The organism is Rossellomorea aquimaris (assembly GCF_020171925.1).
GTDB lineage: Bacteria > Bacillota > Bacilli > Bacillales > Bacillaceae_B > Rossellomorea > Rossellomorea aquimaris_F.
In genome coordinates, this window is the sequence record NZ_JAIVAR010000006.1 from 175,770 (window position 1) to 187,833 (window position 12,064).

Annotated in this window: 10 protein-coding genes; 5 read left to right on the top strand and 5 right to left on the bottom strand. The window is 44.5% G+C overall.

What is annotated here, in order from left to right:
- Positions 1-2: 2 nt before the first annotated feature.
- The 3 genes from LCM10_RS17445 to LCM10_RS17455 form a co-directional block, all read right to left on the bottom strand.
- The gene (locus tag LCM10_RS17445; RefSeq protein ID WP_224877562.1) at positions 3-845 is read right to left on the bottom strand and encodes a sugar ABC transporter permease; all 843 of its coding nucleotides are present in this window, start codon (positions 843-845) and stop codon (positions 3-5) included.
- A 1-nt stretch (position 846) separates the two neighbouring features.
- Positions 847-2,133: a carbohydrate ABC transporter permease gene (locus LCM10_RS17450; protein WP_224877563.1), complete on the bottom strand. Its 1,287-nt coding sequence runs from the start codon at positions 2,131-2,133 to the stop codon at positions 847-849.
- A gap of 154 nt (positions 2,134-2,287) precedes the next feature.
- Positions 2,288-3,562 (bottom strand): extracellular solute-binding protein, encoded by a 1,275-nt coding sequence (locus tag LCM10_RS17455; protein WP_224877564.1) that lies wholly within the window; start codon positions 3,560-3,562, stop codon positions 2,288-2,290.
- A gap of 289 nt (positions 3,563-3,851) precedes the next feature.
- Between LCM10_RS17455 and LCM10_RS17460 the strand changes: the two genes are divergently transcribed.
- The 4 genes from LCM10_RS17460 to LCM10_RS17475 all read left to right on the top strand — a co-directional run bounded on the left by LCM10_RS17460 (position 3,852) and on the right by LCM10_RS17475 (position 9,047).
- Entirely contained in the window at positions 3,852-5,612 is a 1,761-nt protein-coding gene (locus LCM10_RS17460; RefSeq protein WP_224877565.1) for an alpha-glycosidase, read from the top strand.
- Positions 5,613-5,706: 94 nt separating this feature from the next.
- Positions 5,707-7,056, top strand: a complete 1,350-nt coding sequence (locus LCM10_RS17465) for an MATE family efflux transporter (protein ID WP_224877566.1) — start codon at positions 5,707-5,709, stop codon at positions 7,054-7,056.
- A gap of 222 nt (positions 7,057-7,278) precedes the next feature.
- Positions 7,279-7,620, top strand: a complete 342-nt coding sequence (locus tag LCM10_RS17470) for a P-II family nitrogen regulator (protein ID WP_224877567.1) — start codon at positions 7,279-7,281, stop codon at positions 7,618-7,620.
- Between the two features lie 47 nt (positions 7,621-7,667).
- On the top strand, positions 7,668-9,047 hold the full coding sequence (locus LCM10_RS17475) for an ammonium transporter (protein WP_224877568.1): 1,380 nt from the start codon (positions 7,668-7,670) through the stop codon (positions 9,045-9,047).
- A gap of 286 nt (positions 9,048-9,333) precedes the next feature.
- Here the strand turns inward: LCM10_RS17475 and asnB are convergent, their stop codons facing one another.
- Entirely contained in the window at positions 9,334-11,190 is a 1,857-nt protein-coding gene (asnB, locus tag LCM10_RS17480) for an asparagine synthase (glutamine-hydrolyzing) (protein WP_224877579.1), read from the bottom strand.
- A 148-nt stretch (positions 11,191-11,338) separates the two neighbouring features.
- On the opposite strand from asnB, the gene LCM10_RS17485 reads away from it, so the two are divergent.
- Positions 11,339-11,902 carry a DUF2777 family protein gene (locus LCM10_RS17485; RefSeq protein ID WP_224877569.1) on the top strand — a complete coding sequence of 188 codons (564 nt, stop codon included), beginning with the start codon at positions 11,339-11,341 and terminating at the stop codon, positions 11,900-11,902.
- A gap of 73 nt (positions 11,903-11,975) precedes the next feature.
- On the opposite strand, the gene LCM10_RS20900 is transcribed toward LCM10_RS17485, so the two are convergent.
- On the bottom strand, positions 11,976-12,064 hold an 89-nt coding region (locus LCM10_RS20900), incomplete at its 5' end, for an IS3 family transposase (RefSeq protein WP_224877580.1).

Below are 12,064 nucleotides of genomic sequence, written 5' to 3' on the forward strand. Positions count from 1 at the left end.
GATTATCCCTTTGTACCCCCTGCCGTCAATCCTGAAACGAAGTATTTCTGGAAGAACAGGAATAATAGAGCAATCGGTACGGCAATCAATACTGAACCAGCCGCAAATGTTGTAAATTCAGCTCCGAACTGCTTTGCGACCATATCATATAGTGCAACCGGAAGTGTATACATTTCTTCTGAACGCAGCAGGATGCTGGCAATGATGAAGTCCGCGAATGGTGCAATGAATGAAAACAGTGCGACTACCGCGATGATCGGCTTTGCAAGCGGCATGACGATTTGGAAGAAGATACGCAAATGTCCTGCCCCGTCCATTTTCGCTGACTCATCCAGTTCTTTCGGGATTGTATCAAGATATCCCTTCATGAGCCATGTGTTCATCGGGATTTGACCGCCAACGTACACGAGGATCAATCCGATGTGAGTATCCAATAGATTCGTTAACAGTGCCAATACGAAAATGGCAATCAATGCCGCAAAGTTCGGGATCATCTGTAGGATCAGGAATGTCATCAATCCATTCTTACGCCCGGCAAAGCGGTAACGGGAGAATGAATAGGCCGTTAAACTGACGAGTAAAACCGTCAGCGCCATTGTGGACAGGCTGACCTTCAAGGAATTCCAGTACCAGATCATATAGTTGCTTTCTTTTATATCGAATAGCTCCTTGTAGTGCGCCAATGTGGCATTCTTCGGAATGATGGATGAGCCTGATAGACTTTGTCCAGGGTTGAAGGATGAACCGATGATCCATGCAACCGGGTAAAGAATGACGGCGAACATGATTCCAATGACCGCGTATGAAAGTGTTAAGCGTATGAGTTTCTGTCTCTTCGTATTCATATTACATCATATCCTCTTCTTGGAATGATTTCGTTCTCTTGAATTGCCAGATTGCTACGGTTATGACAATGATCGATAATAGCAATGTTATGGCTGCAGCTTTCGAATATTGTGCCGATGTCATGGTCAGACTGTAAATCCATGAAATCAGGATGTCAGTTCCACCGGCATTTTGTCCAGTAAGAGCAGGACCACCGCCGTTGAACAAGTATATGACGTTAAAGTTATTGAAGTTAAACGTATACTGCGTAATGATGATCGGCGCCGTTGCAAATAGGACAAGCGGCAGCGTGATGTTCTTGAATTTCTGGAAAGCAGAAGCCCCGTCGACCGTTGCGGCTTCATACAGTTCATCCGGGATCGATTGCAGCACCCCTGTTGTCATCGCAAAAATGAACGGGAATCCAAGCCAAGCCTGAATACCGATCAATGCTAGGCGAGTATACATTGGTTCAGTCATCCACGGCAGTCCTTCTATTCCGAAGAATCCAAGAATGTCCCGGTTGATTGTACCGAATGATTCATTGAACATACCTGCAAATACCAGGATGGAAACGAAAGCCGGGATGGCCCATGGCAGGATGAAGACGGTACGGATGATGGCTTTCCCTTTAAGATCCTTCTGGTTCACAAGGATTGCCAGGAATACCCCTAGCGCTACTTGAAGGGTTGTAGCACCGAACGTCCAAACCAATGTCCATGCAAGGACCGTGATGAAGGTTTCTCTCCAAATATCAATCTTGAAAATATCGACAAAGTTTTGAATACCTACCCAATCGACCAGCTTAGCTGGAGGCGAATGGTACAGATCATAGTTTGTGAATGCAAGCAAGACTACGAAAATGATCGGGAAAATGACGACGAATACGAGTAGCAGGAACCCTGGTGACATAATCAGATATGGGAATCCGTTATCCACTAAATTCCGATATTGCTCACGGATCGTACTAAGCTTTTCCCCTCTATCTCTCTTTTCCCCATTTTTATAAGCGTCCCGGAGATTGAATAGATAGAAGCCAATCCCGAATATACAAACGATGATAGCGAGAATCCCATATACCATTAAGAAAATGGAATGATCTCCGTAAGAAACGTCAGTTCCGAGTGTGGTGATGCCCCATAATCCGTAGCTGATCAAATCTCTAAAGACAAGGATAAAAGCGGCTGTCATGATTAGGAAGAATCCGCCTTTTAGAAATTGTCTATGATACATTTGACCTAATCCTGGGATTAGGGAAAGGGCCAATGCCGTTTTTCTATGTTTTGTTTGATAGGATTGTTGCTCCATCCTATATTCCCCTTTCTATACTTCAACGTGAGTTACATAAGCTTCAAGAGCTTTAAGAGGCAGAAACGCGTTTCTTCCTCTTAAAGCCCTTGAATAGGTCTTTAAAAGGATAGCAGTACCTCTCCAATCGGAGGAGGTACCGCTATGTGTTTGATTAGTTTGAATGATTCGCATCAATATTTTGTTGGATTTGTTTAACAGCCGCATCAAGAGCCGCTTTTGGTTCTTGTTTACCCGTTACAACAGTTTGTAATGAGTCAGCCATAGGTCCCCAAACCTCTCCCATTTCAGGGATGTTCGGCATCGGGACTGCATATTGAGATTGCTCGGCAACCGCTTTTGCCCCTGGGTTTTCAGCAATTGCAGGATCGTCGATCAAACCTTTGTTTGTTGGAACTTCCTGTGTTTGTTCGAAACGAAGTTTAGCATATTCATCTTGCGTGATGAATTCGATGAATTTTTGTGCCCACTCTTTATTTTCAGAGTAGCCGGAAACGTGCCATCCTTTAACGCCCATGAATGTTTTCATTGGCTCTCCATTTGGAAGTTTAGGCATTGCAGAAATACCGATATCGACTCCAGCATCTTTGTATCCTTGGAAAGACCAAGGTCCATTCATGACAGAAGCAACTTTTCCTTCACCGAATAAACCATCCAGTGCAGATCCACCGTTTTCCCCAACGATTCCTTTAGGGAATAATCCTTCTTTGTACCATTTTTGAATATATTCAGTACCTTCTACAGCACCTTCATTGTTCAGACCAAGATCCTTCGCATCAAGTGCGCCATCGTTTTCAGCAAATACATATCCGCCAAATCCGCCGATTGGTGCATGTGCAAAGTAGAAGTTATCCCAAAGTGCCAAGAAACCGTAGTTTCCGTCTTTCGTGAAATCTTTCGCGAACGTGTAAACCTCGTCCATTGTTTTTGGCGCTTCTTCCATCAACGCTTTATTATAAACAAAAACTGGAGTTTCAGAAGCCTTTGGAAGACCATAAAGTTTTCCATCATAGTTTTCAGCTGTCATGGAAGATTCAGTGAAACGATCTTCGATTTCCCCATCCACTTCCAATGGAGCGATATGACCAGCAAGCGCAAGCTCACCGATTTGGTCATGTGGTAATGTCAATACGTCCGGGCCAGTACCTGCAGGACCATCTAAACGTAATTGTTCTTTCATCTTAGTAGCCATTTCCACTTCTTTCACTTCAACCTTGATGCCTGTCTCTTCTTCGAACTTGGCACCTACTTCATCAAGCCAACCGGTTTTTTCCTGGTCTTCCCAGACAACCAGCTTTTCAGGTTTGTTCGCATCGTCAGCTTTCTTTTCTCCGCTATCCCCGGATCCTTCCTCACGGTTAGGACCACAAGCAGCGAGCGCCCCCAATACAAGCATTACTACCATCAACAATGATAATGCTTTCTTCATCTCGACCCCTCCTAAGTATAGGTAAATGTTTAAAAATCCCGGGTTGTACAACCGTTTGCACACATAAGTGAAAAGAAGGCGTTAGACACCGCTTACATTTATGTGTGAAAGCGATTGCACAACCTATTTCCTATTATACAAATTAAAACTCATTTATCAATAGTTTTTTAAATTTTTTTTAGTTTGATAGAAAATATGATAAACCGCTTACATGTTGATGATATGAATTATTGACAACCATAAAAGAGTAGACTACTCTTTAACTAAATGTGATTAAGGGGGAAAAGTGATGTTTCTTGAAGCAGTTTATCATCGGCCAAAGGATAACTATGCATACGCTTGCACTGATAAAGAGATCCACATCCGGATCAGAACTAAAAAAAATGATATAAGAAACGCATCCCTCCTCCATGGAGACCCCTATCAGTGGGAAGATGGAAAGTGGATGTATGATAAACAGGAAATGATCCTGACGGGAAGTGATCAGCTATTCGATTATTGGTTCACTTCGCTGACACCTCCATATAGAAGACTTCGATACGGATTCATTCTGAATGATGATCATGAAGAACTATTTTATGGGGAGAAGGGATTCCAAGACTCCCCTTCAACTGACATCGGAGACTATTTCTGTTTCCCTTTCTTGAATGCAATCGATGTTTTCCAAGCACCTTCGTGGGTAAAAGATACGGTTTGGTATCAAATCTTCCCTGAGCGATTCGCTAACGGGAACAGGGATAATGATCCTGAAGGGACGTTGAAATGGGATAGCACCGCACCGACAAGCACAAATTTCTTCGGAGGCGACCTTGACGGTGTCATTCAAAATATTCCTTATCTGAAAGAACTGGGGATATCGGGCATTTATTTCACTCCGATCTTCAAGGCTCATTCCAATCATAAATACGATACAATTGATTATTTTGAAATCGATCCACAGTTCGGAACGGGTGAAACATTGAAGGAGCTTGTAAAAACATGCCATGATAATGGAATAAAAGTCATGCTGGATGCAGTCTTCAATCATAGTGGTTTCTATTTCCCTCAATTTCAGGATGTGCTTGAAAAAGGCGAGGAATCCGTTTACCGCGATTGGTTCCATATCAGGGAATTCCCATTGGACATCGAGTCCACTCCTCCAAACTATGATACGTTCGCATTTGAGGCTTCGATGCCAAAATTGAATACAGAGAATAAAGAAGTCCGTGATTTCTTATTGGAAGTCGGACGATATTGGGTAAAAGAATTTGATATCGACGGTTGGAGGCTTGATGTCGCAAATGAAGTGGATCATCAATTCTGGAGAGAGTTCAGGCGTGAAGTGAAATCCATCAAGCCTGATTTATATATACTCGGTGAAATCTGGCACGATTCAATGCCTTGGCTTCGGGGAGACCAGTTTGATGCCGTGATGAACTATCCGTTTACCACAAGCGTGATCAATCTGTTTGCCAAGCAGTCGATCACACCAACCGAGTTCACAGAACGTTTGACGAGCGTCATCCATATGTACCCGAAAACCGTCAATGAAGTCAATTTCAATCTTGTCGGAAGCCATGATACTCCTAGGATCCTGACAGAATGCGGGGAAGATATCAGACGCTTGAAACAGATCTACAGCTTTATGCTCTCGTTCATCGGATCTCCATGCATTTACTACGGAGACGAAATCGGCTTGACCGGTGAACAAGATCCAGGGTGCCGAAAATGTTTTCCTTGGGAACTGGAAAAGCATAACGAAGAGCTTTTCCACCATATTCAGAAGCATATTGAGCTTCGCAGGAGCCATCGTTTATTGGCCAACGAAGGGAACATCTCTTTCCTGCCTCCTGGACTTCATGAAGGTTGTGTCGCCTTTACGAAATCCAACGGCGAGGATACCCTTTTGGTTCTTTTCAATTGTAAAGAGGAAGCGACTACCTACTCGCTACCATTTGATTTAAAAGGCAAAAAAATCGTCGACCTTTGGAATGAAGAGGAGTTTGCCGCGGAGGCTGAAACAATTGAAGTCGAGCTGAAGGAATATGGATTCGCCATCCTTCAATTATAATCGTTCCCGTACCACGGGGGATAAAGGGACTAGCCCATTCCTGGACTAGTCCCCTTCTCACGTTTCCCGGGATCCCAATACAAGGAGTACCACTATGACCAAAACACAGAAAAAGATGACCCTGTTTGCATTAACATGGCCCATCTTCATTGAAATCTTCCTTCATATGCTAATGGGAAATGCAGACACCTTGATGCTCAGTCAGTATTCCGATGATTCAGTGGCAGCCGTCGGTGTGTCCAACCAAATCCTCTCGCTTATCATCGTGATGTTCGGGTTTGTCGCCACAGGGACAGCCATCCTTGTCGCACAGCATCTAGGTGCAAAGGAAGAAACATCCGCTGGTGAAATTTCAGTCGTTTCACTTGCGGTCAATTTTTTGTTCGGCACACTCTTAAGTGTCGGGATGATTTTCTTCACAAGGCCCATCCTTTCTTCAATGGACCTCCCCCCTCCCCTTATGGATGAAGCAGCATCTTACTTGAAGATTGTAGGGGGATTCGCCTTTGTCCAGGCACTCATCATGACAGCCGGGGCCATTCTCAGGAGCTATGGCTATACGAAGGATGCGATGTACATTACCATCGGCATGAACATCGTAAACGTCATCGGTAACTATTTATTTATTTTTGGACCTTTCGGCGTTCCCGTTCTTGGAGTGGAAGGGGTCGCCATTTCGACCATCGTTTCAAGGCTGCTCGGGTTTCTTGTCTCACTTGTGGTGATCATGAAGAGAATCCCTTCTGCGTTACCGTTCAATCGCCTGTTTAAGCTCCCCTTCTCCCACGTGAGAAATTTATTGAAGATCGGGATACCGTCAGCAGGCGAGCACTTATCATATAATGGGTCGCAAATGGTCATCACGTACTTTATCGCCAGTCTCGGGACCCATGCACTAACGACGAAGGTATATGCCCAGAATCTGATGATGTTCATCTTTTTATTCAGCGTCGCCATCAGTCAAGGAACACAAATATTGATTGGCCATCTTGTTGGTGCGAAGGAATATGAAAGTGCATACGAGCGCTGTCTAAAAAGCTTGAAAATCGCCATTGCCATCTCCCTGATCATGGCCGGCATATTTTCCCTATTTGCAGATCCGCTCTTCCGTATTTTCACGGATAACGAGCAGATCATTTCTCTTGGGAAGACACTCATCTACTTAACCATCATTCTCGAACCTGGCAGAAGCTTCAATCTCGTCGTAATCAATTCCCTGAGGGCGACGGGAGACGTTCGTTTCCCTGTTTATATGGGGATCCTTTCAATGTGGGGAGTCAGTGTCACATTATCCTACATTCTAGGAATCTGGTTCGGTCTCGGTCTCGTCGGGATCTGGATATCCTTCATCGCAGACGAATGGCTGAGGGGAATCATCATGTTGAAACGATGGAAATCGAAGGTATGGATGAATAAAGGATTCACTGCATTAAAGAAAGCATAAAAAATTTACGCTATATACAATAACAAACATAGCTGCCCAGCCATTCGGGCAGCTTTTTTCATCTAGAGACGAAATTCATGTTAGATTTTTTTACATAAAATCGCTTTCATTGGAAAATAGCCCTTGATATTTTGTTATTTTCTGAATATGATAAATAATATAACAAATTGATGTTAAGAAAACTAACATCAAACAGATGTTTTTATAAAAGGAGGAAATTAAATGAAAAAAGTGGAAGCGATCATTCGTGCAGAAGCTTTCATCTCATTACGGGATGCATTGAGCATGCGTGGTTTCAGCGGATTAACCGTCTCTGAAGCAGCAGGATGTGGAAAACAAAAAGGCAAGCAAGGCATCTTCCGTGGAAACAAATTTGAAATCAATCTTGTGCCACGGGTGAAGGTTGAAATGGTGGTGGATGATGACCAAGTCGAAGGGATCATCGACCTGATTGTTGAGCAGTGCAGTACAGGAACCGTTGGAGACGGGAAAATATTCATCTATCCAGTTGAAGAGGTTGTCAGGATCCGCACTGGTGAAAGAGGAAAACCTGCTGTACTGTAACTGATTCTGATAGCACAAGCCAATACTAAATTATCGGAGGGATATCATTGATTAAAAAAATTGCTACATTATTACTCCTGTCATTGACTTTCGCCACTTCAGCCTTCGCTGCCCCTACAGCCGAAACGGTTCAGGCTTCCGTTGACTCCATGTGGGTCATGATCGCCGCATTTCTTGTATTCTTCATGCATGCTGGTTTCGCCATGGTAGAAACAGGGTTCACACGTGCTAAGAATGCACTGAATATCTTGATGAAGAATTTCCTGACGGTGTCGATCGCCTCCGTCCTTTATTTCCTCATTGGATTTGGATTGATGTTCGGAGAGAGCGCAGGTGGTTTCATGGGAATCGACAGCTTCTTTCTCTCTGGCCGTGAAGATATCGGATTCTTCTTATTTCAATCGGTATTCGCCGCTACATGTGCCACAATCATTTCAGGTGCAGTGGCAGAACGCATGAAGCTGAAAAGTTATATCTTATTGACCATCGTGATGACGGGCGTCATTTATCCCGTTGTCGGTCACTGGGTATGGGGCGGTGGATGGATTTCCGAAATGGGCTTTGTCGACTTTGCAGGTTCTACCGTTGTTCATCTGACAGGAGCCGTTGGCGCATTAATCACGGTTCTGTTCTTGGGTGCAAGGATTGGTAAATACTCTAAAGGCAATGCGAATGTCATTCCTGGCCACAACATTCCTTTAGGTGCGCTCGGCGTCTTCATCCTTTGGTTCGGTTGGTTCGGATTCAATGGAGGAAGCAGCTTGGCAGCGGATCCAGAGCTTGTCCCCCATGTTATCACAACAACATTATTTTCTGCCTCTGCTGCAGTATTATCTTCAGCCCTCTATACATTATTCAGATTTAAGAGAGTGGACCCTTCCTTGACATTGAACGGCGCTTTGGGCGGTTTAGTGGGCATCACAGCCGGATGTGCAAACGTATCATTATCGGGATCCCTCATCATCGGACTCATTGCCGGTGTCATCCTTGTCGAAGCCGTAACGATCCTTGATACAAAGTTCAAAATCGATGACCCAGTCGGTGCGATTGCCGTTCACGGGATCTGTGGTATCTGGGGAACCGTTGCAGTCGGATTCTTCGATGTCCAAAGCGGTTTATTATACGGAGGCGGCGCATCATTACTGGCTACACAATCACTCGGGGTAGCTGCCGTCATTGCATGGACGACGGTCACGGTCGGCGGATTCCTCTTTATCCTGACAAGAGTATCAGGGATACGCGTTTCCAGGGAAGAGGAGCTATCTGGCCTCGACTTCACGGAACACGGTTCGAATGCATATGAACTCAAGGATACTGTACTGGAATCAAATGCTTCTCCATCTCCATTCGGAACCGACCTTGTCGAACGATTGAATTCGATCGGAACAGGAGCAATCTCCAACACAGAAGAAAGTAAAACGGTATAACCAAATGAAAGGACGCATCTCATGCTGATGCGTCCTTTCACTTTGGCTGTTTTTGAAAACTTGGTTGCTTCAAACCAAAGAATAGTAGTTGATTTCCACTCCACGTGCTCGTTTTCCGAGGGGGCTTGAGTTGAGACTCCCCGGCTCTGTGGGTTCTCAACCTACCCGCAACTCCCACGGGAGCCAAGCTTCTTCAGCGAGAATCAACTCAATCCTTCATAACGGAAAAAGAAAGGTCCGCATTGGGTTAAGCACCAATTTCGGACCTTATTCTTTCCTTTATTCCTTACTCCACAATCTCTATGCCGTAATCCTTGAACCATACGTGAATTTGCGCCAGATGCGCCAATAGCTGGGGACCGGTCATCAATTGACCGTACCATGGCACCTGGAATGCAGCGCCGCCTGTTTTCACGATTTCTTTTAATTTTTGCTCATTGAATAATTCATATAGGACACTCGATTTGTCTTCCAGTATTTCCTCGAGCCATTCACTCACTAGTTTCGTATAAACAGGGTGATGTGTTTTCGGATAAGGACTCTTCTTCCTGTATAGGACTTCATCAGGTAGAATCCCTTCCAACGCTTTGCGCAGAATCCCCTTTTCCCTGTTTTCATGCATTTTCATTTCCCAAGGGATATTCCATACATACTCCACCAAGCGATGATCGGCAAACGGAACCCTGACCTCAAGGCTCGCTCCCATGCTCATACGGTCTTTTCGGTCCAATAAAGTCGTCATGAACCAATGTAAATTCAAATAGAATAACTGCCGCCTTTTTGTCTCGACCTCATTTTCTCCATCTAATAGAGGGGTTTCCGCGACCGTTTTCTCATATTGGGTGAGCACATATTCTTGAAGATTCAGCTTTTTGTTCCAGTCGTCCTTCAATAACGCTTGCCTCTCAGCGACCGACCTCATCCAAGGGAATCCTTTCCGATTGAAGTCATCTTCGCGATGGAACCACGGATAACCCCCGAATATTTCATCTGCACATTCCCCTGAGAGACCAACCGTAAAGTCATTTTTGATTTCTTTACAGAACCACAACAGGGATGAATCAACGTCAGCCATCCCAGGGAGATCCCTTACATGCACCGCTTCAATCAAGTAGTCCTTCAGTACTTGTTGGCTGATGACGCAGCGATGGTGGATCGTATCAAACTCATTTGACATCTTTTCAATCCACGGAGCATCGGAATTGGGCTGGAAATCACTTTTCGTAAAATATTGATCATTCTCCTCATAATCAATCGAGTACGTGTGAAGATTCCCCTTTCCCTCCTCCTTGTAAGTATTTGCTGCGATAGCCGTAATGGCGCTGGAATCGACTCCGCCGGATAAGAAAGTGCAAAGCGGGACATCTGACACAAGCTGGCGTTTGATGGCATCAGATAATAGGAAACGTACATTGGAGACAGTATCCTCAAATGAATCCACATGTTTCTCACTTTTCACATCCCAATATCTCCAGGACTTAAACCCTCCCTTCGAAAAGATGAGCGCGTGTGCAGGGCGTAATTCCTTTACATCTTTAAACACACCGTTACCCGGTGTCCGGGATGGTCCGAGCCCCAATACCTCTGCCAAACCTTCGTGTGTGACTTGCGGCTTGACATCCGGATGGGCCAACAGTGCCTTGATCTCGGATCCGAACAACAGGCCTCCATCCTTCTCAGAATAAAACAACGGTTTAACACCCATGCGATCACGGGCGATGAAGGCATGCTCCCTCTCTTCATCCCATACGGCAAATGCAAAGATTCCGTTCAGATGCCGGACACATTCTTCCTGCCATTCGATATAGGAAGTAAGCAGAACCTCCGTATCCGAATGCCCTTTGAACGAATACCCCTTCCCTTTGAGTACGGCTCGCAGATCTTCTGTATTATAAAGTTCCCCGTTATAGCAAATGGTATAGGTGTGATCGCCGTGCTTGATGCTCATCGGCTGCCTCCCACCCTCAGGGTCCACCACGATCAGACGCTTATGTCCAAATACGGCATGGTGATCCACCCATGTATTTGTTTCATCCGGTCCCCTTTTTGCTAACGTTTCTGCCATTTTCTCCACGATTTTTTCCTGATCCACAAGATTTCGTTTATAATGAATCCAACCTGTAATTCCACACATTGTGATCATCCTCACTTTCTGGTCAAACAAACTGGGCTCTCTGACACATAGATTATCTTATGCAACTCCTTATAAATGGTTAATTGCCTCACTCAAACTTCGCATGAATGAAATATGATAATTATGATAAGAAATGTTGTTAAGGAGGGATATTGATTTGAGTAATAGCTACCGTTCAAACATTCTAAAATCTCAAAAAAGAGCCTTTTCAGAAGGTACCGTCCTATTCGATGAAGATTTATGGTTATTCTTTGAAATAGATGCAGACGAAGAATCGGAATTGGATTTCTATCTCAACCATGAAATCAGATTGTTCAGGGAGGATTCCTGGATTGCCGGAGTACTACTGGAAGGAGGCATCATCGCGACACCCTATGAACGAATAAGGATGCACGATGGCGACCGGGTACAAATTAAAAAAAACATCCTCTTCTCCCTGGAGAATCTGATCGAGGACATTTCCGATGATGCATTTCATCAATTTGTATCTACATTAAATAACTTACATTACTCTCTGTATGATAGTATTTTCTGTCACAATCACCTTGCTTTCCTAGGTGGACAGAAGGTAAAGCAGGGAGTGAACTTTATGACCTTCGATAACGGTGAAGAAGTTTGTGCCGTACAGCACCACTTTACCTACTACAAAAAGGAACGGGACCGATTCGAATTTACATTGAGTACCGGTAAACGGATCGTGATCGAGAGTTTCAATCCTTAGGCTCGATCCATTAATAAAAAACGTGCTTTACCGATGTTCGTCGGGGTGCTTACCCCCGGAAGTTAGAGTTTTATTATGCAGCTGAATGGCTGGAGTGAGTTCGGTATTCGACAGGACTCATCCCAGCCAATTTTTCTTTTGACCGGTCATGATTGTACCAGT

What these genes read in the sequence shown, in the direction of transcription:
- LCM10_RS17445 (WP_224877562.1), bottom strand. Translation starts at nt 845, where the DNA reads ATGAATACGAAGAGACAGAAACTCATACGCTTAACACTTTCATACGCG.
- LCM10_RS17450 (WP_224877563.1), bottom strand. Translation starts at nt 2,133, where the DNA reads ATGGAGCAACAATCCTATCAAACAAAACATAGAAAAACGGCATTGGCC.
- LCM10_RS17455 (WP_224877564.1), bottom strand. Translation starts at nt 3,562, where the DNA reads ATGAAGAAAGCATTATCATTGTTGATGGTAGTAATGCTTGTATTGGGG.
- LCM10_RS17460 (WP_224877565.1), top strand. Translation starts at nt 3,852, where the DNA reads ATGTTTCTTGAAGCAGTTTATCATCGGCCAAAGGATAACTATGCATAC.
- LCM10_RS17465 (WP_224877566.1), top strand. Translation starts at nt 5,707, where the DNA reads ATGACCAAAACACAGAAAAAGATGACCCTGTTTGCATTAACATGGCCC.
- LCM10_RS17470 (WP_224877567.1), top strand. Translation starts at nt 7,279, where the DNA reads ATGAAAAAAGTGGAAGCGATCATTCGTGCAGAAGCTTTCATCTCATTA.
- asnB (WP_224877579.1), bottom strand. Translation starts at nt 11,190, where the DNA reads ATGATCACAATGTGTGGAATTACAGGTTGGATTCATTATAAACGAAAT.